Source organism: Pantoea sp. (assembly GCF_039594315.1).
In the GTDB taxonomy this organism is placed as follows: domain Bacteria; phylum Pseudomonadota; class Gammaproteobacteria; order Enterobacterales; family Enterobacteriaceae; genus Pantoea.
The window spans coordinates 72194-97283 of the sequence record NZ_JBCNNP010000012.1 but is presented as its reverse complement, the minus strand read 5'-3'; the positions used below and the strand labels follow the sequence as shown (position 1 = coordinate 97283).

Below are 25090 nucleotides of genomic sequence, written 5' to 3'. Positions count from 1 at the left end.
CCAGCGCACCTACACAGGCTAAAGTTACGGCTCCAGGCTAGACTTTAGATCCATAACACCAAACCTGATAAAGTTGGGGAAATAGAATGTTCCAGCAAGAAGTTACCATTACCGCACCTAACGGCCTTCATACCCGTCCTGCAGCTCAGTTCGTGAAAGAAGCCAAGGCTTTCCAGTCAGAAATCACTGTGACCTCTAATGGCAAATCTGCCAGCGCGAAAAGCCTGTTCAAACTGCAGACTTTAGGTCTGACTCAAGGTACGGTTGTTACGCTGTCTGCCGAAGGTGAAGACGAGCAGCAAGCGGTTGAGCACCTGGTCAAGCTGATGGCTGAGCTGGAGTAATCGGCTCAGTTCGCAACTAAACCGACCCCTTTGCCCCATTGAGTGCAAATATCTTGATCGCGGACAACCTGTCCGCGTTCTTGCATCTTTAGAGTACTGCTCCGCGACAGTGGCGACGCATCGGGTCAATGAGCCATCGTGATTAAAAGGTAGGGTTATGATTTCAGGCATTTTAGCATCACCGGGTATCGCTTTCGGCAACGCACTGCTGCTGAAGGAAGATGAGATCGTCATTAATCGTAAAAAAATTACCGACGATCAGGTTGAGCAGGAAGTTCAGCGCTTCCTCGATGGACGTAGCAAAGCTGCGACACAGCTCGAAGCCATCCGCATTAAAGCCGGTGAAACCTTCGGTGAAGAGAAAGCTGCGATCTTTGAAGGTCACATCATGCTGCTCGAAGACGAAGAGCTTGAGCAGGAAATCATCGACCTCATCAAAAAAGACCACGCGACTGCGGACGCCGCAGCTCACTCTGTGGTTGAAGGCCAGGCCGTTGCCCTGGAAGAGCTAGACGACGAATACCTGAAAGAGCGCGCGGCTGACGTACGTGACATCGGTAAGCGTCTGCTGCAAAACATCCTTGGTCTGCATATTGTTGACCTCAGCGCGATTGCTGAAGAATCTATTTTGGTGGCAAAAGATTTAACGCCTTCAGAAACTGCACAGCTGAACCTGAAAAAGGTGCTGGGCTTTATTACCGATATCGGTGGCCGTACTTCTCATACATCTATCATGGCGCGTTCACTGGAACTGCCTGCGATTGTCGGCACCGGTAACGTGACCGCGACCGTGAAAAACGGCGACTTCCTGATTCTGGATGGCGTGAACAACAAGATTTACGTCAATCCTTCTGAAGAAGTTCAGGAAGAACTGAAAGCCATTCAGACTCAATATCTGTCTGAAAAACACGAACTGGCGAAACTGAAAGATCTGCCAGCTATCACGCTGGACGGCCATCAGGTTGAAGTTTGTGCCAACATCGGTACCGTGCGTGATGTCGCCGGTGCAGAGCGTAACGGCGCAGAAGGCGTTGGCTTGTACCGTACCGAATTCCTGTTCATGGATCGCGATTCTCTGCCGACTGAAGAAGAGCAGTTCCAGGCGTATAAAGCCGTTGCTGAAGCCGTCGGTTCGCAGGCGGTTATCGTGCGTACCATGGACATCGGCGGCGACAAAGATCTGCCGTACATGAACCTGCCAAAAGAAGACAACCCGTTCCTCGGCTGGCGTGCGATTCGTATCGCAATGGACCGTAAAGAGATTCTGCATGCGCAGCTGCGTGCGATTCTGCGTGCGTCCTCTTTCGGTAAACTGCGCATCATGTTCCCGATGATCATTTCGGTAGAAGAAGTTCGCATCCTGAAAGGCGAGCTGGAGCTGCTGAAAACGCAACTGCGTGAAGAAGGCAAATCCTTTGATGAGACCATTGAAGTGGGCATCATGGTAGAAACGCCAGCTTCCGCGGTGATCGCGCGTCATCTGGCGAAAGAAGTCGACTTCTTTAGTATTGGGACAAACGACCTGACGCAGTATACTCTGGCGGTCGATCGTGGTAATGATTTGATTTCACACCTCTATAACCCGATGACCCCTTCTGTTCTGGGCCTCATCAAGCAAGTGATCGATGCATCACATGCCGAAGGGAAATGGACCGGCATGTGTGGTGAGCTGGCTGGTGATGAACGTGCTACACTACTGTTACTGGGAATGGGGCTGGATGAATTCAGCATGAGCGCCATTTCAATCCCAAGCATCAAGAAGATCATTCGTAATACTAATTTCGAAGATGCGAAGGCATTGGCGGAGCAGGCTCTGGATCAACCGACAGCGGATGATTTGATGAATTTGGTCAACAAGTTCATTAAAGAAAAAACGCTCTGCTGATCCACGGACGCTAGCCTCAAATTACTGCTTAGGAGAAGATCATGGGTTTGTTTTCTAAACTTTTTGGCGAAAAATCAGAGAGCGCTTCAGGAACGATTGATATTGTTGCGCCTCTGTCAGGCGAAATCGTAAACATCGAAGACGTGCCTGATGTGGTATTCGCTGAGAAAATCGTGGGTGACGGTATCGCAATCAAACCGACCGGCAACAAAATGGTTGCTCCGGTTGATGGTACTATCGGCAAGATTTTCGAAACTAACCACGCATTTTCAATCGAATCTGATAACGGCATCGAACTGTTTGTTCACTTCGGTATCGACACGGTTGAGCTTAAAGGTGAAGGTTTCAAACGCATCGCTGAAGAAGGCCAGAAGGTCAAGAAAGGCGACGTGGTGATCGAGTTTGATCTGGCTCTGCTGGAAGAGAAAGCAAAATCCACGCTGACGCCGGTGGTGATTTCGAACATGGACGAAATCAAAGACCTGATTAAACTCTCCGGTCCGGTAACTGTGGGCGAAACGCCAGTTATCCGCATCAAGAAATAAGATTCGTCAGAATAGTAAAACGGCACCCACTGGGTGCCGTTTTTATTTGTGCATTACAATACAATCAATCCTGCTTCCAGCGCGGCAGCTTCAATGTCAGCTCCAATCCCCCTTCCGGCCGATTTACCGCCTGCACTTCGCCGTGATGCGCCAGAATCACCTTACGCACGATTGAGAGCCCCAAACCGTAACCTTTGCCCATCAGCGGCGAATTAACGCGTACAAAGGGATCGAAGATGCTCGACAATTTCTCGTCGTCAACGCCCGGCCCCTGATCGCTTACACGAATCGCCAGCCACTGATTTTCCGCCTGCAAACGCACGCTAATATGCTGACCTTGATGCGAAAAACGCAGCGCATTGCGCAGCACATTCTCTACACCGCGACGAATCAACTCAGCGTTACCATGCACGGTGTAATCCGCTTTCTCATCAACCTGAAAATCGACGTTGACGCCCGGAATCTGCGCTTCGTAGCGCACATCCGTCACCACCGCCTGCAATAAACCGGTGAGGTCGAAATACTGCTCACCCGGCATGCTTTCATGCTCAGCCCGCGACAGCGTCAACAGTTCGCCGATCATCTTATCGAGGCGACGTGCTTCTTCATCTATGCGATTAAGTGAAGATTCCACCGATTCCGGCGTTTGACGGGCCAACCCGGTCGCTAGCTGCAAACGCGCCAGCGGTGAACGGAGTTCGTGCGAAATATCATGCAGCAACTCTTCACGCGCTTTTACCAACGTATCGAGGCGCTCCACCATTGCGTCAAAATCCTGCGCCACGTTAGAAAGCTCATCGTGGCGTTTACGCATCACCGGATAAAGCCGCACCGACAAATCTCCACTTGAGACGCGCGCAAAACCTTCGCGCAGTTGCCGCATCGGGCGCGTCAGGTTCCACGCCAGCAGCATGCTAAACAGCAGCCCCAGCGCGCCAGCGAAGGTAAACATCGGTTCTGGGATATTGAGGATGCGACGCGGCCCGCCACCGCCCATTGAGCTATCTTCACGCAGGCCTTTCACGTCATAGCGTAGCTCGTACTCTTTGCCGTCCTGCCCTTTCACCCAACGCACAATCACATTGGGAAAAGGTCCGTGGAACGGTGCGCTGAAGGTTTCTGGCGGCGCATTGCTCGGCGTGGCGGCAGGTTTATCATGCTGAATGACCGAGAAAAACTGGCGATCGTTGGGTTCCCAATCGGCCATCATGTCTTCCAGCGAGCTCGGCCCGCCACGCTCCAGCACCGATACTGCTGAAGCCATTTGCAGATTGACGATACGGCGAATCGCGACAATCTCCGGCGGTTCATGGCGATTACCGGAGAGCGTAAAACCTAACCACAATAGCTGGCTGATAATCACAAACACGATCCAGAAGCCCAACAAGATCTTCCAGAACATGCGGCCGCGATAGCTGTGTTTCATCGAATGCGATAACCAATACTGCGCACAGTTTCAATGTTGACGCTGTCAGCGGTTAATGCAGCCAGCTTTTGGCGGATGTTGCTGATATGCACATCCACGCTGCGATCGTAGGCTTCACGCGGACGGCCCAAACCTTTTTCCGACAGTTCATCTTTCGATACCACACGATCCGGCGCACGCAGCAACAGATCCAGCAGATTGAATTCAGAAGCAGTGAGATCAAAGGCTTTGCCCTGCCATTCAGTAATGCGCGTGGCAGGATTGAGGCTGAGATCGCCCCAGCGCAGCAGCTCTTTCTTATCCGGCACCGGAACCTGATCTTCAAAACGACGCAACACGGCACGCAAACGCGCCACCAGCTCACGCGGATAGCACGGTTTTGGCATGTAATCGTCTGCGCCCATTTCAAGGCCAATCACGCGATCGATGTTGTCGCCTTTGGCTGTCAGCATGATTACCGGCAAGCGGCTGTTTTGGCGTACCTGACGCAGTACATCAATACCGCTCATATCGGGCAGCATAATGTCGAGAATCATGGCGGTATAGTTGCCCGAAAGCGCGCCTTCAATACCGGCACTTCCGGTTAAAACCAATTGCGTTTCAAAGCCTTCCGCAATCAGATATTGGCTCAACATGGTGCCAAGTTCTACGTCGTCATCTACCAGCAGGATTTTCATTTTTATCTCTCGTACAAAATTGCCGCTATTTTGTCCTGACTCTACCGCGAGCGCAGCCGATTTTACGCGATCCTTACAGTGCTTACGCCAAGCAATTATTAGGGGAACTATAGACAAAAATGGCCCAGTCGTACTTTAAAGGTACGCGCAGGCCAGATTAAATGTGGGAAAAATAACTCAGTGGAATACGCCGGTGGAAAGGTAACGGTCGCCGCGATCGCAAACAATCGCCACCACCACGCTGCCGGGTTGAGCAGACGCAATGCGTAATGCGCCAGCAACCGCGCCGCCAGAACTCACGCCACAGAAAATCCCCTCACGCTGCGCCAGCGCACGCATGGTTTCTTCCGCTTCTTGCTGCGCCATATCGATGACGTCATCGACAAATTCAGCACGGTAAATGCCGGGCAAATAGGCTTCAGGCCAGCGACGAATCCCTGGAATGCTGCTGCCCTCTTTCGGCTGTAAGCCAATCACTTTTACCGCGGGAGCGAACTCTTTCAGGTAGCGACCGACGCCAGTAATGGTGCCGGTGGTGCCCATACTGGAGACAAAATGCGTCATGCGACCCTTGGTTTGCTGCCAGATTTCCGGTGCGGTGGTGAGATAGTGGCCCAGCGGGTTATCGGGATTATTAAACTGATCCAACACGCGTCCTTCGCCGCGATCGGCCATCGCCTGCGCCAAATCGCGTGCGCCTTCCATGCCCTGCTCACGCGTCACCAACAGCAATTCCGCGCCATAAGCGCGCATCGCATCCTGACGTTCCTGGCTCATGTTATCGGGCATCAGCAAGCGCAGCTTGTAGCCTTTCATCGCCGCGATCATCGCCAGTGCGATTCCGGTATTGCCGCTGGTGGCTTCAATTAAGGTATCGCCGGGTTTGATGTCGCCACGCAATTCCGCCTGATGGATCATCGACCAGGCAGCGCGATCTTTTACCGAACCGGCCGGATTGTTGCCTTCCAGCTTGAGCCAGATTTCACTGCCGTTATCAGGCGTCAGACGCTGCAACTTAATCAACGGCGTATTGCCGATGGTATTTTCCAGTGTGGTCACGATTTGATTCCAGACAGAAGAGAGGCAAACAGTGGGCGGGATCATCCCGCCCAGAGGAAGTGCTAAAAATATCAGGCGCTTTCGGCAAAGGCAACCGGGCGCAGCGGCGTAGTGCCATGATAAATACGAGCTTGTTGCAGGCCTACGAACAGACGTTCACCGCGAATCGGCGCGGTATGATCGCCATCGAACACCACCGAGAACACATCGCCCTGCCAACCGCTTGGCTGCACCACGATCTGCCAGAAGTGGCCGCGCGGGCTAATCTCCAGCACTTGTACCGGCAACGGCGTTTCGAGGCTGCTCTGGCGCGACACGTCGATTTCCCATGGACGCAGGAACAACTCGACGCCACCTTGATGCGCTGGCGTATAACCCAGCGGCCAGCGATGTGCGGCCACATGGAACTGCGAACCGTGCACTTCACCCTCAAAGCGGTTCACTTCGCCCAGGAACTCCAGCACGAAGCGTGTAGCCGGATCGCGCCACACTTCATCTGGCGTGCCCACTTGTTCAATGTTGCCCTGGCTCATCACCACCACGGTATCAGCCACTTCCATCGCTTCTTCTTGGTCGTGGGTCACAAACACGCTGGTGAATTTCAATTCTTCATGCAACTGACGCAACCAGCGGCGCAACTCTTTACGCACCTGCGCATCCAGTGCCCCAAACGGCTCATCCAGCAGCAGAATTTGCGGCTCAACCGCCAACGCACGCGCCAAGGCCACACGCTGTTTCTGTCCACCCGAAAGCTGCGCCGGGAAACGATTCGCCAGATGGGAAAGCTGCACCATCTCCAGCAAACGCGTGACACGTTGTTTGATCTCCGCAGAGCTCGGGCGCTCGCGGCGTGGCAGCACAGTCAGACCAAACGCGATGTTGTCGAACACCGTCATATGACGGAACAGGGCGTAGTGCTGGAACACAAAGCCAACCTGGCGATCGCGCGCGTGTACGCGACTAACGTCTTTACCGTTGAAATGAATCTGTCCGCTGTTCTGATGCTCCAGCCCGGCGATAATGCGCAGCAACGTGGTTTTGCCGGAACCGGATGGCCCAAGTAGCCCCACCATCTTGCCGGAAGGAATATCCAGAGAGATGTCGTTCAGCACCGCCGTGCGGTCAAACGATTTGTTAATTTGTTTAATCTCAATGCTCATGATTTTCCTCCTGTAGGCGCTTCTGCTGATGCTCTAATCGCCACTGCACCACGCTTTTCAGAAACAGCGTCACAATTGCCATCAGGGTCAACAGCGCGGCGGCAGTAAAGGCGCCCACGGTGTTGTAATCCTGATGCAGTAATTCAACCTGAAGCGGCAAGGTATAGGTCTCACCGCGTATCGATCCCGAAACCACCGAGACCGCACCAAATTCACCAATCGCGCGGGCATTGGTCAGCACCACGCCGTACAACAATGCCCAGCGGATGTTCGGCAGCGTTACGCGGCGGAACATCTGCCAGCCGGATGCGCCAAGCAGCACCGCGGCTTCATCTTCATGGCTTCCCTGGCTCAGCATCACCGGCACCAATTCGCGCACCACAAACGGGCAAGTCACGAAGATGGTCGCCAGCACCATGCCGGGCCACGAGAACATAATTTGAATATTGTGTGCATCCAGCCAGCCGCCCGCCGGGCCGTTCACGCCCCAGAACAGCAGATACATCAAACCGGCTACCACTGGTGAAACCGCAAACGGGATATCGAACAGCGTCAGCAACAATTGGCGACCCGGGAAACTAAAGCGCGTCACTAACCATGCTAACAGCGTGCCAAACACCAGATTGACTGGCACGGTAATCAACGCCACCAAAATAGTTAGCCAAATCGCGTGCAGCATGTCGCCATCTTTCAGGTTATTCAGCGAGGCAATCAAGCCCTGGCCGAGCGCTTCCCAAAAGATCGACACCATCGGCACCACCAGCAGCAGGATGGAAACCAGCGCGCCAATGCCAATCAGCAGCCATTTGCCCCAGTTAATCGGTTGGCGGTCGGCGTGATTGATGTGTGAAATCTCCGCCATTAGTGGCCTCCTAAGCGACGGCCAAAGCGGCTCTGCAAGGTGTTAATCGCGAACAGCAGCAGCAGCGAAGCCGCCATGATCACCGAGGCAATCGCACTCGCCGCCGGGTAATCGAACTCTTGTAAACGCACGAAGATCATCAGCGAGGTCACTTCGGTCTTCCAGGCGATGTTGCCTGCGATGAAGATGACTGCGCCAAATTCGCCAATGCTGCGGGTAAATGACAGCGCAGTTCCGGCCAGCAAGGCTGGAGCCACTTCCGGCAGCACTACGCGGCGGAAACTCTGCCAGCGCGTAGCGCCCAGCGTTTCGGCCGCTTCTTCATATTCCGGGCCTAACTCTTCCAGCACCGGCTGCACGGTACGCACCACGAACGGGATGCTGGTGAAGGCCATCGCCACGGCGATGCCAAGCCAGGTGTAAGAGACTTTGATATCAAAATGTGCTAGCCATTGACCGTACCAGCCGTTGACCGAGAACAATCCCGCCAGCGTTAAACCGGCTACCGCGGTAGGCAGCGCGAACGGCAGATCCATCAAGCCATCCAGTAGTGCGCGGCCCGGGAAGCGATAACGCGTCAATATCCACGCCATCAACATGCCGAACACCGCGTTGAACAGCGAAGCCACGCCGGCCGACAGAATCGTCACTTTATACGCGGCGATCAATTGCGGATGGCTAATCACCGCCCAATATTGCGCCAGCGTCATCTGCGACAGTTGCATCAGCAACGCGCTGATTGGCAGCAGTAAAATCAAGCAGGTGAACAGTAAACTGGTGCCGAGGCTCAGTCCAAAGCCCGGCAGTACACGTTTTTGTTTTTGCGCCAGCGAAAACATTACCCACGCCCCGCTGCAAGCAATTTGTCTAACTCACCGTCCGCGGCGAAATGGGTTTTCATCACGTTATCCCAACCACCAAACGCGTCGTTAACGTTGAATAGCGCGGTCTGTGGGAAGCGATCTTTCTGCTCTGCCATCAGCTGCGGATTGTTCACGCGATAGTAATAGCTGGTGATAATTTTCTGCGCTTCCGGCGTGTAGAGATAATTCAGGTACGCTTTAGCCGCTTCAGTGGTGCCATTGTGCTCAACATTTTTGTCGATCCACGCCACCGGGAATTCCGCCAGAATGTTGGTTTTTGGCACAATCACTTCGTATTGATCTTTACCGTACTGATTGCGGATGTTATTCACTTCCGATTCAAAGCTAATCAGCACGTCGCCCAAACCGCGCTCGGCAAAGGTGGTGGTCGCGCCACGACCACCGGTATCAAACACTTCGACGTTCTTGAGGAACTTCGCCATGTACGCTTCAGTTTTGGCTTTGTCTTTGCCATCGGCCTGATCGGCAGCGCCCCACGCGGCCAAGTAGGTATAACGTCCGTTACCGGAGGTTTTAGGATTCGGGAAGATCAGCTTCACGTCATCGCGCGCCAGATCGGCCCAATCATGAATGTTCTTTGGGTTACCTTTGCGCACCAGAAACGCCATGGTGGAGTAAAACGGCGAGCTGCTATTCGGCAAACGTTGCTGCCAATCCGCCGGGATCAGTTGGCCTTTGTCATGCAGCACCTGCACGTCTGTCACCTGATTGTACGTCACCACATCGGCGCGCAGACCTTGCAGAATCGCCAGCGCCTGCTTGGATGAACCGGCGTGCGATTGTTTGATGGTCAACTTGTCATTGGGATGGGCAGCGTCCCATTGCTTTTCAAACGGCGCATTCAGGGCAACAAACAGTTCACGCGAAACGTCGTAAGAGCTGTTCAGCAACTCAGTCGCGTGCGCTGCACTAGCGATTGCCAGCGAGAGCGCGATACCGCCAAGCCATTTTTTCGAAATCGGAAGTGTCATGCTGCACCCAGAAAGACGGCAATTACGCCAATGCCATTAGATGCAGTCAGTGTATTTATAACTCAGGTCAAAGCTGTAACGGTTTTATATATCGTTTAGGGATTTCAAAGTCTAAAAAGGCATAAGACAGCGGCAGAGTTTATGCGGATGGCGGGAATGAAAATCGACAATTGCGTGACTTAACGCGCAATGAATTGCGCCGCTACAAATGCGTGCACGTATTCGTAGCGGCGCGATTAATCGCGCTCCGTTGACCTTAATGCGCAAATATCACAGCGCCTGCAATGCATCCAGCGACGGCGCAAAGAAATAGCTGCCGGTAACCGGTTTGGTGAAACGCAGCATGGCATCCATTTTGCCGTCGCGCTCGCCGAACATACTCAGCAATTGCTGTTCGATGTTGTACAAGCGATGACAATAGGAGATGAAGTACAAACCGTGCGTGCCGCTAGCGCTGCCGTACGGCAAGCTTTGGCGCAGAATCTTCAGCCCTTTGCCCTGTTCTTTGAGGTCAACACGGCTAAGGTGCGACGTGTCGGGACGCTGATCGCCTGGCAACTCTTCATTGGTCTCTTTAGTACGGCCAATAATCGCTTCCTGCTTCTCCACCGCCATGCGATTCCACAGCTTGAGGTTGTGTTCCCAGCGCTGGGTAAACACATAACTGCCACCGGCATCTGGGCCATCGCTGATGATCGCCACTTCCTGGCGCGCTTCGCCCTGCGGGTTTTCCGTGCCATCAACGAAGCCGGAAAGATCGCGTTCTTCTACCCAGCGGAAACCGTGCGTCTCTTCATCAATCTCAATAGCCGCAGCAAACGCGCTCAGCGCCGCTTGGGCCAAGGCAAAGTTGACGTCGTGGCGTAAAGATTGAATATGGATCAGCAAATCGCGCTGGGTGGCTGGCGCGATGCCTTTACCGAGCGGCATAAAAGCTTTGAGTTCGGCTGCGGAATCGTTGCCTTGCAGGTCGCGCCACAGCGCATCACCAAAGGCGATCACCGCACCTAATCCGGCATCCGTGAATTTGTTTTGCAGCGCATCAAGTTGCTGTAGGAAGGTTTTGCTGCCCTGGCGCAGCGCGTCGAGATCGCCCGTTACGCGGGCTTCGAGCCAAATGGCGAAGCTGCGGTGTTCGAGCAGAATACCGCTCTGAATCTGAGACATTGCAATGCTCTCCGGCATGAAAGTTATACGGTGATTTTTTCGCCCGTATCATACCGGAAAGCCACGCGGCTTGTGCTTGTGTTTAAACAAGTTTCGTCTTAATTAACGCTGCCAAACCATCTTGCTGATTTTCCAGCTTTTCAGGGTATCGTCCGAAGGCATTAAGCCTTCTGGGCCATGCCAATCACCGCTGTAGATATAAGATATGTGTTGGCTGCCAGGTGCGCGGCACTCCACATCTTTCGCGTCAAGGCCCGACGCCATTTTGCAATTATTGAAGGCTTTGCTGAATTTGTTGCTGAACAGATCGCCTATTTTACTGCCATCGGCCGCTTTGGCGCTGTCATCCTGCACTTCAATACGCTCGACGCTGCTGCTGCCGTTAATCACCAATTTCACTTTGTCGCCATCCAGCGCCTGCCAGAAATCCACTACCTGGCCATTCTGCGTGCGCATACCCTGACGCAATTTGTAGTCGCCGTTCAGCGCTTTATTGATCGCGTCTTCCGACATTGACGTGGTGCTGCTCAAACCCGCCACACCTTGTTCGGTCACATCCAGCGAACCGCCAAACCAGCCGAGTGGATTCAATGCCGACCAGTGATAGCTCAGCGGATTATACCAATGGCTCTCGTTCGCGCTGGTAGATGAACCCGAACTGGCACATCCCGCCAGAACCATGCTGCTTACCAACAGTGCGTGACGAACAACTTTCATGAAGACTCCTTGAGTAACTAAGCCGATTGGCGTGCCTGTTGGAGTCGCAAACCGGCAAAAAGTTTATTCGAAGTGCTGATGCTCCGGCAAAAAGCAGTCGCGCAGCCGGGATTGGGTTTGCAGCCACACCAATGCCAGCAGATCAAATAGCGTTAACAGCAGTGGCAAAGGCGAATCAGGGAAGGCGCCTTGCAGCAAGCCATAACCTTGCCACAACAGGCTAATCAGCAGCGAAGCACTCAGCACATGTCGCCAGCTTTGCCACAAGCGCGGCAGGCGTTGACGATAGCCGGTGAGCAACAAACCGATGGCCGCCGGTATGCCCAACGCCAACCCTAACCAAAAGCTTTGGCGATCGGGATAGAATAGCGCCAGCAGGTCGTTGCCCTGTTGACGTGACGCGCCCGCCATCACCAGCAGCAACCAGGTGCGCGCCTGCAATAACAGGATCAACCAGAAAAGAAACGGCAGCCGCAGCTGCCCTTTCGCATCGTACTCTTCAGGAAGGTATTTCAAACCGATCATTGGTGGCTTAATACTCGCGATCTTCGATCAAGCGCTTGCCGAGCAGCACCGAATCCACCGGTTCATATTCGAGTTTTTCATAAAACGCGATCACCTGGTCGTTCTCTTCACGCACCATCAAATTGATTTTCGGACACCCGCGCGCGATCAACTTTTTCTCGAGCCGATTCATCAACGCATTGGCAAAACCACGGCCCTGATAATCAGGATGCACCGCCAGATAGTAGACGGAACCACGATGGCCATCATAGCCGCCCATCACCGTTCCGACGACTTCACCGCCCACTTCCGCTACCAGAAACAGTTCCGGGTCATGGTTCATTTTGCGTTCGATATCCAGTTCAGGATCGTTCCATGGGCGCAATAAATCACAACGCTCCCAGAGCGTGATCACTTCTTCAAAATCTTCCTGGCGGAAAGAGCGGATTTCCATCGACGTTACCCTGCTATTAGGCACAATTCGCTGATTATCACGTATTCTTTGCCAGGCGCAACCCTCGCGCCGCACAACGGCGTAAAAAAAGTGCGACATGGCTGTTAGTGAGTTGCAATAGAAAGTAAACACTTGAAATAGTTACGAGGTCGCCGCCTGGCAATTGTTACGCTATAACACTGGGCAAGATTTACCTGCTATGGACACCATAATGAACAAGATTTCACTGCTAAAGCGCCTGACCAATCGACGCCAACTGATTCTTTCCGGTTTAGCGCTGGCGGTGTTATCACCGCGCGCCGTGCAGGCTAAAGAAGAAAGCACCAATCTGAGTGTCAGCACGCGCCACACGCCACCGAAACCGGCCAGCAACGGCAAACGCATCGTGATGATCGATCCGGGACATGGCGGGATTGATTCCGGTGCAGTCGGTGAAGAGGGTTCGGAAGAGAAGCATATCGTGTTGGCGATCGCCAATAACGTGAAGACGCTGCTGCAAGCGCATCCACGCATCGAAGTGCGATTAACCCGTGAAAGCGATCACTTTATTCCGCTCTATCAGCGTGTCGAAATCGCGCATCAACATGGTGCCAATCTGTTTATGTCGATTCACGCCGATGGTTACACCAGCCCGGACGCTAACGGTGCTTCGGTGTTTGCCTTATCCAATCGTGGCGCCAGCAGCACGATGGCGCGTTATTTGTCGCAACGTGAAAACGATGCCGACAAAGTTGGTGGCGCTGAGGTGCAGGATAAAGATCATTACCTCAACCAGATTTTGTTCGATCTGGTGCAAACCGACACTATCCGCAACAGCCTAACGCTGGGTAAACACGTGCTGGATCAGATTCGCCCGGTGCATCATCTGCACAGTCAGCACACCGAACAGGCAGCGTTTGCGGTATTAAAATCGCCGTCCATTCCGTCGGTGTTAGTAGAAACCTCCTTTATTACTAACCCGCGCGAAGAGCAATTGCTGGGCACGCAGGCATTCCGCCAGAAAATTGCCAGCGCGATTGCCGATGGCATTGCACGCTACTTTGATGAGGTCGATCGCCGCGAAGCATAGCGTTTATCCTGTGATAGAATCGCGGCAAATTTTCGCAACGAGTAACTCATGAGCAATCCCGATATTTCCCGCGTCAAAGCCTTTTTGCTGGCGCTGCAAGATGATATTTGCGCCCAATTAGCGGCGGAAGATGGCAAGGCGAGCTTTGCCGAGGATGAGTGGCAGCGCCCGGGCGGCGGCGGTGGACGCAGCCGCGTATTGCGTAACGGCGCGGTGTTTGAGCAAGCTGGCGTTAACTTTTCGCACGTGCATGGCGATCAAATGCCGGCTTCGGCCACCGCACATCGCCCGGAATTAGCCGGCCGCAGCTTTGAAGCGATGGGCGTGTCATTAGTGGTTCACCCAGAAAATCCTTATGTGCCCACCAGCCATGCCAACGTGCGCTTCTTTATTGCTGAAAAACCGGGTGCCGATCCGGTGTGGTGGTTTGGCGGCGGTTTCGATCTCACGCCCTATTACGGCTTCGAAGAAGATGCCGTGCACTGGCATCAAACCGCGCACGATCTGTGTCAGCCGTTTGGGGAAGATGTCTATCCACGCTATAAAAAGTGGTGCGACGATTACTTCTATCTCAAACATCGCGATGAACAACGTGGCATTGGCGGCCTGTTTTATGACGACCTGAATACGCCTGACTTCGACCATTGCTTTGATTTCATGCAGGCGGTCGGCAACGGTTTTACTCAGGCTTATCTGCCGATTGTGGCAAAACGCAAAGCGCTGCCGTGGGGCGAGCGTGAGCGTCAGTTCCAGCTTTATCGCCGTGGCCGTTACGTCGAGTTCAATCTGGTGTGGGATCGCGGCACGCTGTTTGGCCTGCAAACCGGCGGCCGCACCGAATCAATTTTGATGTCGATGCCGCCGCTGGTGCGCTGGGAATACGATTATCAGCCAGAAGCCGATTCGCCGGAAGCCGCGTTGTATCGCGATTTCCTGCCGGTGAAAGATTGGTTGAAGTAAACGCATGGTCGCCATGCATGGCGACCTGTTTTTTACAACGGCTCGGTTTGCGCCTCCACCACCGCTAACGCCACCATATTCACGATGCGCCGCACCGAAGCGATACGCGTCAACACATGCACCGGCTTGCGGATCCCCATCAACACTGGCCCAACCGTGACGCCTTCGGAACACGACACGCGCAGCAGGTTGTAACTGATACGCGCCGCTTCGACGTTCGGCATGATCAGTAAATTGGCGGTGCCTTTCAGCGGGCTATCCGGCATCAACTCGCGGCGAATGCTTTCCACCAACGCCGCATCACCGTGCATCTCGCCATCAATCTCCAGCTCCGGCGCACGTTGTTGAATCAGCGCCAAGGTTTCGCGCATTTTGCGCGCGCCCGGTGCGTTTGAGGTACCAAAACTGGAGTGCGATAACAGCGCCACGCGCGGTTCAATGCCAAAGCGACGCACCGTTTCGGCGGCTAACAGCGTGATATCGGCGAGCTGCTCAGCGCTGGGATCTTCATTAACGTAGGTATCCGCGATAAAAGTGTTGCCGCTCGGCAGCAGCAACGCATTCATCGCGCCCGCGACTTTTACGTCATCGCGAAATCCAAACACCTCTTCCACTACGTCGTAATGTTCGCGGTAATCGCCGATGGTGCCACAGATCATCGCGTCAGCTTCGCCGCGATGCACCATAATCGCGCCGATCAAGGTTGGATTGCCAATCACTGCGCGCTGAGCGGTTTCTGGCGTGACGCCGCGCCGTTTCATGAGCTGGTAATACTCGTTCCAGTACTCTTTAAAGCGCGGATCGGATTCGTTATTCACGATCTCGAAATCTTTGCCCGCCTCGATTTTCAGCCCCTGCTTTTGCAGTCGCATAGCGATCACATTAGGGCGGCCAATCAGAATCGGCTTCGCCAAACCCAACGACACCAATTCTTGCGTGGCATGCAGCACGCGCACCTCTTCCCCTTCCGCCATCACCACGCGTTTCGGATCTTTGCGCGCCTGCGAGAAGATTGGTTTCATGAACAGATTGGTTTTGTAGACGAATTCGGTGAGCTGCTCGCGATAGGCATCAAAGTCGGCAATCGGCCGTGTGGCAACGCCAGATTCCATCGCCGCTTTAGCCACTGCTGGCGCGATTTGCACAATCAAGCGCGGATCAAAAGGTTTGGGAATCAAGTATTCAGCGCCAAAACTCAAGTCCTGATCGTCATACGCCGATGCCACCACATCGCTTTGTTCCGCCTGGGCCAGTGCGGCGATGGCGTGCACCGCCGCCAGTTTCATCTCTTCATTAATCGCGGTGGCACCCACATCCAACGCACCACGGAAGATGAACGGGAAACACAGCACGTTATTGACCTGATTGGGGAAATCAGAACGTCCGGTACAGATAATCGCATCCGGACGCACTTGTTTCGCCAGCGGCGGCATGATTTCTGGTTCAGGATTCGCCAGCGCCAAAATCAGCGGATCCTGTGCCATTTTCTTGACCATCTCTGGCGTCAGCGCTTTCGGCCCCGAACAACCCAGGAAGATATCCGCGCCGCCAATAACCTCATCCAGCGTGCGTGCGCCGCTGTCGGCGACTGCATAGGCGGCTTTAGTCGGCGTCATGTTCGGCTCGCGATCGCGGTAAATCACCCCTTTCGAATCGCACACCACGATGTTGTGTTTTTGCATGCCCAGCGCCACCAGCAAATTCAGGCAGGCAATCGCCGAAGCCCCCGCTCCAGACACCACCAAACGCACATCGCTGATGGCTTTTTTCACGATGGTTAAGCCGTTAAGCACCGCCGCGGTACAAATGATCGCCGTGCCGTGTTGGTCGTCGTGAAACACCGGAATTTGCATACGCTCACGCAGCTTCTGCTCAATGTAGAAACACTCGGGCGCTTTGATATCTTCCAGATTGATGCCGCCAAATGTCGGTTCCAGCGCGGCAATCACTTCAATCAGCTTGTCGGGATCGTGCTCATCGATTTCGATATCAAACACGTCAATGCCAGCAAATTTCTTGAACAGCACGCCCTTGCCTTCCATCACTGGCTTACTCGCCAGCGCGCCAATGTTGCCCAATCCCAGCACCGCGGTGCCGTTGGAGATCACCGCCACTAAATTGCCACGCGCGGTGTATTTGCGCGCTGCTAACGGATCGTCGGCGATTTCCAGACAAGGTGCCGCCACGCCAGGCGAATAGGCCAGCGCCAAATCACGCTGCGTGGCTAACGGTTTGGTGGGTGAAACCTGAATTTTTCCGGGAGTGGGAAATTGGTGGAAATCGAGCGCGCTTTGCTTCAGTTGATCGTCCATTAGGCATCCTTTGGCACCGCTAAATGAGCCATCAGTATAGGAATTTGCGGCCCACAAGAGGGTGAAGGCGCTCAAAGAACGCACAGTACAAAGGGCACGGATTGCTACCGCTGCGCCTGCGGCTTTGTCACAGCCTGCTATTCTTATTGATGGCAAAACGCGTAGCTGAAGCGTTTCAGAGAAAACGCATTTTCTTCGTGAAACGTCTGTAGCACTGTGTTGGACCGGACTTCAACAGGAATGGGCACCACAGGTTGGCCCACAAATTTGCTCATCAAGGAGTTAAGCGATGAACCAGCTAGATGCATTGAAACAGTACACCACCGTGGTGGCGGACAGTGGCGATATCGAATCTATTCGTCATTACCACCCGGAAGATGCCACCACCAACCCTTCATTGATTCTGAAAGCCGCCGGTCTCGACGCTTACAAACATCTGATTGATGACGCCATCGACTATGCGAAAAAACAGGGTGGCAGCAAAGAGACGCAAATCATTAACGCCAGCGACAAAGTGGCGATTAACCTCGGTATGGAAATTCTGAAAAGCGTACCGGGCCGTGTTTCGACCGAAGTGGATGCGCGCCTCTCCTTCGATCGTGGCATGTGTGTAACCAAAGCAGAAAAATTAGTGCGTTTGTATGAAGAGAACGGCATCGATCGCTCACGCATCCTGATCAAACTGGCTTCAACCTGGGAAGGCATTAAAGCCGCCGAGGAGCTGGAGAAAAACGGCATTCAGTGCAACCTGACGCTGCTGTTCTCCTTCGCTCAGGCCCGCGCCTGTGCTGAAGCCGGTGTATTCCTGATTTCACCGTTCGTTGGCCGTATTTATGACTGGTACAACAGCCGTAAACCGATGGACCCGTATGTCGTGGATGAAGATCCAGGCGTGAAATCGGTGCGTCGTATCTACGATTACTACAAAAAGCACCGTTACAGCACGGTGATCATGGGTGCCAGCTTCCGTAAAGTGGAGCAGATCCTGGCGCTGGCCGGTTGCGACCGCCTGACCATTTCACCGAATCTGCTGGAAGAGTTAGCCAACAGCGATGCGCCGCTGGAACGCAAACTTGAGCCATCAACCGAAGGCTTCCACCAGCCAGCATCGCTGTCTGAAGCGGAATTCCGTTGGGAACACAATCAGGATCCGATGGCAGTAGAAAAACTGGCCGACGGCATCCGTCAGTTCGCCATCGACCAGCAGAAGCTGGAGGATGTGCTCTCTTCACGTCTGTAATCCAAACATCTCATGCCGGACGGGCGTCTGCTCGTCCGCTATCGCCAAATCACAAGGGAGAACCTTATGTCTTCACGCAGAGAGTTGGCTAACGCGATTCGTGCACTGAGCATGGATGCGGTACAAAAAGCAAATTCCGGCCACCCAGGCATGCCAATGGGCATGGCCGATATCGCCGAAGTGCTATGGCGCGATTTCCTCCAACACAATCCTAATAATCCGGAGTGGATCGATCGCGACCGCTTCATTCTGTCCAACGGCCACGGCTCAATGCTGCAATACAGTTTGCTGCATCTCACCGGTTACGACCTGCCGATGGAAGAGCTGAAAAACTTCCGTCAGCTACATTCCAAAACGCCGGGCCATCCCGAACTCGGTTACACGCCAGGCATTGAAACCACCACTGGTCCGCTCGGTCAGGGCTTAGCCAATGCGGTGGGCATGGCGATTGCCGAACGCACGCTGGCGGCGCAATTTAACCAACCCGATCACGACATCGTTGACCACTTCACCTACGTGTTTATGGGCGATGGCTGCCTGATGGAAGGCATCTCACACGAAGTGAGTTCACTGGCCGGTACGCTGGGCCTCGGCAAGCTGATTGGTTTCTACGATCACAACGGGATTTCAATTGATGGTGAAACCGAAGGCTGGTTCACCGACGATACCCATAAACGCTTTGAAGCCTACAACTGGCATGTGATCGGCAGCGCCGAAGGCATTGATGGTCACGATCCCGCAGCCATTTCCGCGGCGATTAAAGAGGCGCAAAGTGTCACCGATAAGCCGTCGCTGATTATCTGTCGCACAGTAATTGGTTTCGGCTCACCGAATAAAGCCGGTAAAGAAGAGTCGCACGGCGCGGCGTTGGGTGAAGAAGAAGTGGCGCTGACGCGGCAGAAACTGGGCTGGAAATATCCGGCATTTGAAATTCCAAAAGAGATTTATCAGCAATGGGATGCCAAAGAAGCCGGCAGTCAGCGCGAGAAATCCTGGGATGAAAAATTTGCGGCCTATAAAGCGGCGCATCCAGAACTGGCAAAAGAATTCAGCCGTCGCATCAGCGGCGAAATGCCGGTTAACTGGGAAACGGAAACCCAGAAATTTGTTGAGCAGCTGCAAGCCAATCCGCAAAAAATCGCCAGCCGTAAAGCCTCGCAAAACACCCTGGAAGTGTTCGGTAAGCTACTGCCGGAATTCCTCGGCGGTTCAGCGGATTTAGCGCCCAGCAACCTCACCATTTGGTCGGGTTCGAAATCGATCAAAGAAGATCTCGCCGGTAACTACATTCACTACGGCGTGCGCGAGTTTGGTATGACGGCGATTGGCAACGGCATCGCCACACACGGCGGCTTTGTGCCGTATACCGCCACCTTCCTGATGTTCGTCGAATATGCGCGTAATGCGGTGCGCATGGCGGCGCTGATGAAAGCGCGTCAGGTGCTGGTGTATACGCACGATTCCATCGGCCTCGGCGAAGATGGTCCAACGCACCAGCCGGTTGAGCAGATGGCGGGCCTGCGCGTGACGCCAAATCTTAGCTTGTGGCGTCCATGTGATCAGGTGGAAACCGCGGTGGCGTGGAAAGCGGCGGTGGAACGTCATCATGGCCCAACCGCGTTGATTCTGTCGCGTCAGAACCTGTTGCAGCCGGAGCGTGATAAGCAGCAAGTGGCGAATATCGCACGCGGCGGTTACGTGCTGAAAGACAGCGCAGGCACGCCGGAAGCGATCATTATCGCCACCGGTTCCGAGATTGAAATCGCACTCGGTGCGGCGGAAAAACTCACCGCCAACGGCCACAAGATTCGCGTGGTGTCGCTGCCAAGTACCGATGTGTTTGATAAGCAGGATGTGGCCTATCGCGAATCGGTATTGCCGTCGGGCATCAAAGCGCGCGTGGCGGTGGAAGCGGGTATCGCCGATTACTGGTACAAATATGTTGGTTTGGATGGCGCGATAGTCGGCATGACCACCTTTGGTGAGTCTGCGCCGGCTGGCAAGCTGTTCCCGGAATTTGGCTTCACGGTGGAAAACATCGTTAGCCACACCGAAGCTTTACTCAAGCCGCACTAATCGATCCGGCCCTGCGTCGTCCTGGCGCAAGGGCCGTTTTTTGATCACAGCCTGATACAGAAAAAAATCCGCTCAACCCTCTTCACGCCCCGCGCAAACTGATTACTATAAGCTTTCCTCCGATTCTTATAGCGGACGCTTCCCTGTTGAAAAAACGTACTCCTTTTTTACTGGCCTTAATGGTTTCAGTGCTTCCATTAAAAAGCATGGCGCAAACGTCGCCCGATCCGCTGTTGGCCTCGCAGATTGTTGATCGCTATGCCGAGCACATTTTCTATGGCAGCGGCGCGACCGGCATGGCGCTGGTGGCGATTGATGGCAATCAGCGCGTGTTCGCCAGCTTCGGTGATACGCGTCCCGGCAATAACGTGCGTCCGCAACAGGATTCGCTGATTCGTATCGCTTCGCTAAGTAAGCTGATGACCAGCGAAGTGATGGTGAAGATGGCCGAACGCGGGCAAATTCGCCTCGACGATCCGCTCAGCAAATACGCCCCGCCCGGCGCGCGCGTGCCGAGCTTTAACGGTCAGCCGATTCGCCTGATTAATCTGTCAACGCACACCAGCGGCCTGCCGCGCGAGCAGCCCGGCGGCAAACCGCATCGTCCGGTGTTTGTCTGGCCGACCAAATCCGATCGCTGGCAATGGCTGAGCGGCGCGGCACTGAAAGCGGCGCCGGGCACCAACGCGGCTTACTCTAATCTTGGCTTTGATTTGCTCAGCGATGCACTCGCCAAAGCAGCCGGCACGCCGTATCCCGCTTTATTTCAACAGTTGATCACGCGTCCGCTAGGCATGAAAGACACCACCTTTACGCCATCGCCGGATCAATGCCAGCGTCTGATGGTGGCGGAAAAAGGCGCCAGCCCGTGCAATAACACGCTGGCGGCGATTGGCAGCGGCGGCGTTTACTCCACGCCAGACGATATGGGCCGCTGGATGCAGCAATTCCTTAATTCAGCTGTGAATCACCGCACGCCGCAGATCGATCGCCTGCAAACGCTGATTTATCGCCGCGACCAGCTTAATAAAGTCGAAGGCATGGATGTGCCAGGCCGCGCTGATGCGCTGGGTATGGGCTGGGTGTATATGGGGCCGAAGGAGGGTCGTCCGGGGATTATTCAGAAAACCGGCGGCGGCGGCGGTTTCATTACTTATATGGCGATGGTGCCGCAGCATAATGTCGGCGTATTCGTGGTAGTAACGCGTTCACCATTAACGCGTTTCACCCCGATGAGCGATGGCGTAAATAATATGCTGACCGAGTTGGTGGGTAATCAGAATGGTTCACCGATAGCGGTGCAAGCGATTCGATAATTGTGTGGGTGGCGGTCACCATAAATGGCGACCCTACAAAACAATCGTAGGGTGCGCATTCTTGCGCACCTGCCTAACGCGATTGCACGCCATTCTGAGGTTGCGACACCCACAACGTCGGCCAGTCATCACTGCTGTGCCATGCATCGCAGGTTTTCTCTTCCGCATACTCCGCCAACACAAAATCATTGCCGTCATACTGCCAGCGCGTTGCCGTGCCGCAATCGCCTAATCCACGTCCTTTACTGAAGGTGTACAGCATGCGATTGCTGGCATCGAACTCGGCATTGACCAATTCCAGCTGATTATCACTGCGCGACGGCGGCGTGAACGGCAGGGTTAAGCTCAAGCCGCGCGAAACATAAGGTGCAGTGCGCGTCACTTCAAACGCCAGATCGATAACGTTATACGCCCCGGTTTCACAACTGATCAGTAACAACGCTTTGTCATTGGTCAGTGGTGAAACGCTCACTTCGCGCTTAAGTGGGTCAAGAGAACAGTTGTCGGTGTTGACGCGCCAGGTGCCATAGTCAATCAAACCGCTGGTCTCTTCTTGCGTCAGTGGCACAGGTGCCGGTAAGGGCGCGGGCAGTTGCGGCAACACCGGTTGCGGCGGCACATCCCATTGCACACGGTCGCCGCGTTTCACCCACGCGCTGGCGCCATTTACCCTGCCCTGCACATCATCCATTAACAATAAGGCGGCCTTCATGCCGCTTAACGGAATCACGGCGCTGGCTTTGTAGGTGAGTTGTAGGTTTTGCGCATCCAGCGTCTGCGCGAGGAATTCATCGATGGCGATGGCATTGCTGGTCGCAAGATGATGCGGTTCCACCGTCCAGTGTTTGAGATCGGGCGTCAGACGGCGCTGATCCAACAGCAAATTATCCTTCAACGGGCCACCCGGCAATTCACCGCTATAGGCGCTGCCGTAATCAATGCGCAGCAATGGCCGATCGTTAACGCCAGCATGACGTGAAATCGTCATCACTAAGCCGTTATCGCCAGGAAAACTGCGTGCCACGCAAAAAGCCGCATTGTTACAGGTCAGTTGCCAGTCAGAAAACGACTTTTGCAGTGGCTCGGCCTGTACGCACGCGACAAAAAGAAAGGGCAATAAAAGCAGTAACTTCATCCAATACGACATTAAAAAAATCGGTCCCCAAATTCCTGGAAAGAAAATGATAGCGCAACGGGAACGCTGTCAGCAGGCCTAAACTGTGAGCCGGCCCTAAAAGCGGTGTTAACTGCCGAAAAAGCAGGCAGTGTTTGTCGTTCGGATAAGGGTGACGCATGGCATTCATCATCCATTTTGCATGATTTGCACTCAATCGGATTCGTCGGACAAATATCACCGCATCACAAAACGGTCAAATACACACAAACGGTCAAACTCGGTCATGGTAGAGTGATTTCTGGCGGTAGCATTTATTTATTACGATTCAGCTAATAAGGCGTTTTTAGCCATTTAATGTGATGTGAATCACTTAATTTTGATAACCAGACATCGCATTTACATAAATACCAGATCCAAATCACTCTAATACGGTCAGGCAATTTGACCGCAAGGGACTCGTGCGCAGCCCACATTTTCCCGCTGCGCTATCCAGTACTTTATAGCCATCGGAGGTTAGTATGTTGCCGATTGAAAGACAGCAGCGAATTATTGACGAACTCAATTTAAATGGTCGGGTTATTGTCGCAGAGCTAGTCACGTTATGTCAGGTTTCTCAAGAAACTATTCGGCGTGATTTAACTCAACTGGAGAAACGTGGTTTATTACAACGCAGCCACGGCGGTGCAGTACCAGCAAAACGACAGGCCGCTAACATTCAGGGGAATACGAGAGGTGTTAACGAGTATGAATTATCTTTCCGCCAGAGAATGAATGAACATGTAGATGCAAAGATGGCGATAGCCAAACGTGCACTCGATTTCATCAGCCCCGGCGATTGTATATTACTCGACAGTAGCACCACTTGCTGGTATTTAGCGCGACAGCTGCCGGATATTGAATTAACGGTATTAACTAACTCAATCAGAATAGTGCAAACCCTTGCGGCGCGCGGCAGTATCCGCACAATCTGTCTGGGAGGAGAATATTCTGACCGTTATGAAGATTTCCACGGTGTAGTCGCCGAGCAACCGCTCAGGGAATTTCAGATTAATAAGATCTTTTTTTCCTGTAGCAGTTTAGGCAATGACGGTTATTTACGTGAAGGTAACGAAAACAACGCACATTTAAAACAGCAAATGTTATTAGCAGCAGAAAGAAAACATCTATTGCTGGATAACAGTAAATTCCTGCGGCCCTCATTCGCGCGTATTTGTCATTATCGCGATGTGGACTTTCTCATCACTGACCAATTAAAAGACAAAGAGCTGGAACAAGAATTAGCCTGGAACGGCGTCAATATTATTGATTGCTCGCAGCGGCCCAATTCAATGCAGCTAATAAAAAATTAAATCGGAGTCTTTATGAAAAAACATCTTATCGCCTGTTCTCTACTCGCCCTGTTTGCCGCCAGCGGCGCGCACGCTGCGGACAAATTACGCATGGGCATCGTGGTGAAAATTGGCGGTATTCCGTGGTTCAACGCCATGGAAGCGGGCATCAAGAGCGAAGCAGCCAAACGCGGCATTGACGCGTGGATGGTCGGCCCCACCGCCGCCGACCCGGCTTTGCAGGTGCGTGCGATTGAAGATTTGATTGCGCAGAAAGTCGACATCATCGGCGTGGTACCGAATGACCCGAAAGTGCTGGAGCCAGTGCTGAAACGTGCGCGTGATGCGGGCATTCAGGTCATTACCCACGAATCGCCGGATCAGAAAGGTGCGAACTGGGACTTCGAGCTGGTGGATGCGCCGACTCACGGCATCAACCACATGAAAGCGCTGGCGCAGTGCATGCATGAAGAAGGCAAATACGCCATGTACGTGGGCAGTCTGACCGTTCCGCTGCATCAGCAATGGACCGACGCCGCACTGAATTACCAGAAAGAACACTATCCAAAAATGCAGATGGTTACTGACAAATTTGGCGTCGGTGAATCGCTGGATGACTCCATTCGTACCACCAATGAGCTGATGTCTAAGTATCCGGATCTGAAAGGGATCATGGCGTTTGGTTCGCAAGGTCCGATCGGTGCCGGTCGCGCAGTGATGAACCGCAACAAGATCGACCAGGTTTGCGTGATTGGTGCCTTCAGCCCGGGTCAGGGTGCATCGCTGGTACAGCGTGGCGCGATCAAAGGCGGCTACATCTGGAATCCGCAAACCGCCGGTGAAGTGTTCGTGCGTATCGCCGACATGATGCAGAAGAAAGAGCCAATCACCGACGGAATGACCATCGAAGGTTTAGGCAAAGTGAAAGTTGACGAAGCGACGCACACCATCCTCGGCAACAACACCGAAAGTCTGGACAAGGCAAACCTGCCAAAACTGGTGAAAATGGGGCTGTAA

At 53.7% G+C, this 25090-nt stretch carries 23 protein-coding genes; 10 read left to right on the top strand and 13 right to left on the bottom strand.

Translation table 11 applies throughout. The annotated features are described in order from the left end of the window. Positions 1-86 precede the first annotated feature (86 nt). From ptsH to crr, 3 genes are all read left to right on the top strand, one after another. A complete protein-coding gene (gene ptsH, locus ABDW13_RS10545) occupies positions 87-344 on the top strand; it encodes a phosphocarrier protein Hpr (protein WP_007889063.1) in 258 nt (85 codons plus the stop codon). A gap of 157 nt (positions 345-501) precedes the next feature. Beyond that, positions 502-2229, top strand: a complete 1728-nt coding sequence (gene ptsI / locus ABDW13_RS10540; protein ID WP_343552512.1) for a phosphoenolpyruvate-protein phosphotransferase PtsI — start codon at positions 502-504, stop codon at positions 2227-2229. 41 nt (positions 2230-2270) lie between these two features. Continuing rightward, a complete protein-coding gene (crr, locus tag ABDW13_RS10535) occupies positions 2271-2774 on the top strand; it encodes a PTS glucose transporter subunit IIA (protein WP_343552511.1) in 504 nt (167 codons plus the stop codon). 64 nt (positions 2775-2838) lie between these two features. Here the strand turns inward: crr and ABDW13_RS10530 are convergent, their stop codons facing one another. The 11 genes from ABDW13_RS10530 to ABDW13_RS10480 form a co-directional block, all read right to left on the bottom strand. After that, positions 2839-4200, bottom strand: a complete 1362-nt coding sequence (locus tag ABDW13_RS10530; protein WP_343552510.1) for an ATP-binding protein — start codon at positions 4198-4200, stop codon at positions 2839-2841. Continuing rightward, entirely contained in the window at positions 4197-4877 is a 681-nt protein-coding gene (locus ABDW13_RS10525; RefSeq protein WP_343552509.1) for a response regulator transcription factor, read from the bottom strand. The genes ABDW13_RS10530 and ABDW13_RS10525 overlap by 4 nt, the downstream gene beginning before the upstream one ends. A 177-nt stretch (positions 4878-5054) precedes the next feature. Next, positions 5055-5936 carry a cysteine synthase CysM gene (cysM, locus tag ABDW13_RS10520; protein WP_343552508.1) on the bottom strand — a complete coding sequence of 294 codons (882 nt, stop codon included), beginning with the start codon at positions 5934-5936 and terminating at the stop codon, positions 5055-5057. Positions 5937-6007: 71 nt separating this feature from the next. Further along, the gene (cysA, locus tag ABDW13_RS10515; RefSeq protein WP_343552507.1) at positions 6008-7096 is read right to left on the bottom strand and encodes a sulfate/thiosulfate ABC transporter ATP-binding protein CysA; all 1089 of its coding nucleotides are present in this window, start codon (positions 7094-7096) and stop codon (positions 6008-6010) included. Beyond that, complete coding sequence (cysW, locus tag ABDW13_RS10510; protein ID WP_343552506.1) at positions 7086-7958, bottom strand: sulfate/thiosulfate ABC transporter permease CysW; 873 nt, start codon at positions 7956-7958, stop codon at positions 7086-7088. Before cysW ends, cysA begins: the two co-directional genes overlap by 11 nt. After that, positions 7958-8797 carry a sulfate/thiosulfate ABC transporter permease CysT gene (gene cysT / locus ABDW13_RS10505; protein WP_343552505.1) on the bottom strand — a complete coding sequence of 280 codons (840 nt, stop codon included), beginning with the start codon at positions 8795-8797 and terminating at the stop codon, positions 7958-7960. Before cysT ends, cysW begins: the two co-directional genes overlap by 1 nt. Next, on the bottom strand, positions 8797-9813 hold the full coding sequence (locus ABDW13_RS10500; protein ID WP_343552504.1) for a sulfate ABC transporter substrate-binding protein: 1017 nt from the start codon (positions 9811-9813) through the stop codon (positions 8797-8799). The genes cysT and ABDW13_RS10500 overlap by 1 nt, the downstream gene beginning before the upstream one ends. Positions 9814-10083: 270 nt before the next feature. After that, positions 10084-10980: a Dyp-type peroxidase gene (locus ABDW13_RS10495; protein WP_343552503.1), complete on the bottom strand. Its 897-nt coding sequence runs from the start codon at positions 10978-10980 to the stop codon at positions 10084-10086. A 102-nt stretch (positions 10981-11082) separates the two neighbouring features. Next, positions 11083-11697, bottom strand: coding sequence for an RpoE-regulated lipoprotein (locus ABDW13_RS10490; protein WP_343552502.1), 615 nt, complete (start codon positions 11695-11697; stop codon positions 11083-11085). Between the two features lie 63 nt (positions 11698-11760). Beyond that, entirely contained in the window at positions 11761-12222 is a 462-nt protein-coding gene (locus ABDW13_RS10485; protein ID WP_343552501.1) for a DUF2919 domain-containing protein, read from the bottom strand. A gap of 7 nt (positions 12223-12229) precedes the next feature. Beyond that, positions 12230-12655, bottom strand: coding sequence for a GNAT family acetyltransferase (locus ABDW13_RS10480; protein WP_343552500.1), 426 nt, complete (start codon positions 12653-12655; stop codon positions 12230-12232). Positions 12656-12854: 199 nt separating this feature from the next. Between ABDW13_RS10480 and amiA the strand changes: the two genes are divergently transcribed. Continuing rightward, positions 12855-13724 (top strand): N-acetylmuramoyl-L-alanine amidase AmiA, encoded by an 870-nt coding sequence (amiA, locus tag ABDW13_RS10475; RefSeq protein WP_343552499.1) that lies wholly within the window; start codon positions 12855-12857, stop codon positions 13722-13724. Positions 13725-13772: 48 nt separating this feature from the next. Next, the gene (gene hemF / locus ABDW13_RS10470) at positions 13773-14684 is read left to right on the top strand and encodes an oxygen-dependent coproporphyrinogen oxidase (protein WP_343552498.1); all 912 of its coding nucleotides are present in this window, start codon (positions 13773-13775) and stop codon (positions 14682-14684) included. Positions 14685-14716: 32 nt separating this feature from the next. On the opposite strand, the gene maeB is transcribed toward hemF, so the two are convergent. After that, the gene (maeB, locus tag ABDW13_RS10465; protein WP_343552497.1) at positions 14717-16996 is read right to left on the bottom strand and encodes an NADP-dependent oxaloacetate-decarboxylating malate dehydrogenase; all 2280 of its coding nucleotides are present in this window, start codon (positions 16994-16996) and stop codon (positions 14717-14719) included. A 289-nt stretch (positions 16997-17285) separates the two neighbouring features. Here maeB and tal point away from each other — a divergent pair, with 289 nt between their 5' ends. The 3 genes from tal (at position 17286) to ampH (ending at position 21628) form a co-directional block, all read left to right on the top strand. Continuing rightward, a complete protein-coding gene (tal, locus tag ABDW13_RS10460) occupies positions 17286-18236 on the top strand; it encodes a transaldolase (protein ID WP_343552496.1) in 951 nt (316 codons plus the stop codon). Positions 18237-18302: 66 nt separating this feature from the next. Beyond that, positions 18303-20312, top strand: a complete 2010-nt coding sequence (gene tkt / locus ABDW13_RS10455) for a transketolase (protein ID WP_343552495.1) — start codon at positions 18303-18305, stop codon at positions 20310-20312. Positions 20313-20458: 146 nt separating this feature from the next. Further along, positions 20459-21628 carry a D-alanyl-D-alanine-carboxypeptidase/endopeptidase AmpH gene (ampH, locus tag ABDW13_RS10450; protein WP_343552494.1) on the top strand — a complete coding sequence of 390 codons (1170 nt, stop codon included), beginning with the start codon at positions 20459-20461 and terminating at the stop codon, positions 21626-21628. A gap of 73 nt (positions 21629-21701) precedes the next feature. On the opposite strand, the gene ABDW13_RS10445 is transcribed toward ampH, so the two are convergent. Then, entirely contained in the window at positions 21702-22775 is a 1074-nt protein-coding gene (locus ABDW13_RS10445) for a DUF1176 domain-containing protein (protein ID WP_343552493.1), read from the bottom strand. Positions 22776-23263: 488 nt separating this feature from the next. Here ABDW13_RS10445 and ABDW13_RS10440 point away from each other — a divergent pair, with 488 nt between their 5' ends. Then, on the top strand, positions 23264-24094 hold the full coding sequence (locus ABDW13_RS10440; protein WP_343552492.1) for a DeoR/GlpR family DNA-binding transcription regulator: 831 nt from the start codon (positions 23264-23266) through the stop codon (positions 24092-24094). Between the two features lie 12 nt (positions 24095-24106). Beyond that, complete coding sequence (locus tag ABDW13_RS10435; protein ID WP_343552491.1) at positions 24107-25090, top strand: substrate-binding domain-containing protein; 984 nt, start codon at positions 24107-24109, stop codon at positions 25088-25090.

Excerpts from the sequence above, each read along its gene's own strand:
- ptsI (WP_343552512.1), top strand. The coding sequence starts at position 502 with ATGATTTCAGGCATTTTAGCATCACCGGGTATCGCTTTCGGCAACGCA.
- ABDW13_RS10525 (WP_343552509.1), bottom strand. The coding sequence starts at position 4,877 with ATGAAAATCCTGCTGGTAGATGACGACGTAGAACTTGGCACCATGTTG.
- tal (WP_343552496.1), top strand. The coding sequence starts at position 17,286 with ATGAACCAGCTAGATGCATTGAAACAGTACACCACCGTGGTGGCGGAC.
- amiA (WP_343552499.1), top strand. The coding sequence starts at position 12,855 with ATGGACACCATAATGAACAAGATTTCACTGCTAAAGCGCCTGACCAAT.
- ABDW13_RS10500 (WP_343552504.1), bottom strand. The coding sequence starts at position 9,813 with ATGACACTTCCGATTTCGAAAAAATGGCTTGGCGGTATCGCGCTCTCG.
- tkt (WP_343552495.1), top strand. The coding sequence starts at position 18,303 with ATGTCTTCACGCAGAGAGTTGGCTAACGCGATTCGTGCACTGAGCATG.
- ABDW13_RS10495 (WP_343552503.1), bottom strand. The coding sequence starts at position 10,980 with ATGTCTCAGATTCAGAGCGGTATTCTGCTCGAACACCGCAGCTTCGCC.
- cysT (WP_343552505.1), bottom strand. The coding sequence starts at position 8,797 with ATGTTTTCGCTGGCGCAAAAACAAAAACGTGTACTGCCGGGCTTTGGA.
- ABDW13_RS10480 (WP_343552500.1), bottom strand. The coding sequence starts at position 12,655 with ATGGAAATCCGCTCTTTCCGCCAGGAAGATTTTGAAGAAGTGATCACG.
- cysW (WP_343552506.1), bottom strand. The coding sequence starts at position 7,958 with ATGGCGGAGATTTCACACATCAATCACGCCGACCGCCAACCGATTAAC.
- ptsH (WP_007889063.1), top strand. The coding sequence starts at position 87 with ATGTTCCAGCAAGAAGTTACCATTACCGCACCTAACGGCCTTCATACC.
- maeB (WP_343552497.1), bottom strand. The coding sequence starts at position 16,996 with ATGGACGATCAACTGAAGCAAAGCGCGCTCGATTTCCACCAATTTCCC.
- crr (WP_343552511.1), top strand. The coding sequence starts at position 2,271 with ATGGGTTTGTTTTCTAAACTTTTTGGCGAAAAATCAGAGAGCGCTTCA.
- ABDW13_RS10435 (WP_343552491.1), top strand. The coding sequence starts at position 24,107 with ATGAAAAAACATCTTATCGCCTGTTCTCTACTCGCCCTGTTTGCCGCC.
- ABDW13_RS10485 (WP_343552501.1), bottom strand. The coding sequence starts at position 12,222 with ATGATCGGTTTGAAATACCTTCCTGAAGAGTACGATGCGAAAGGGCAG.
- ABDW13_RS10440 (WP_343552492.1), top strand. The coding sequence starts at position 23,264 with ATGTTGCCGATTGAAAGACAGCAGCGAATTATTGACGAACTCAATTTA.
- hemF (WP_343552498.1), top strand. The coding sequence starts at position 13,773 with ATGAGCAATCCCGATATTTCCCGCGTCAAAGCCTTTTTGCTGGCGCTG.
- cysA (WP_343552507.1), bottom strand. The coding sequence starts at position 7,096 with ATGAGCATTGAGATTAAACAAATTAACAAATCGTTTGACCGCACGGCG.
- ABDW13_RS10490 (WP_343552502.1), bottom strand. The coding sequence starts at position 11,697 with ATGAAAGTTGTTCGTCACGCACTGTTGGTAAGCAGCATGGTTCTGGCG.
- ABDW13_RS10530 (WP_343552510.1), bottom strand. The coding sequence starts at position 4,200 with ATGAAACACAGCTATCGCGGCCGCATGTTCTGGAAGATCTTGTTGGGC.
- ABDW13_RS10445 (WP_343552493.1), bottom strand. The coding sequence starts at position 22,775 with ATGTCGTATTGGATGAAGTTACTGCTTTTATTGCCCTTTCTTTTTGTC.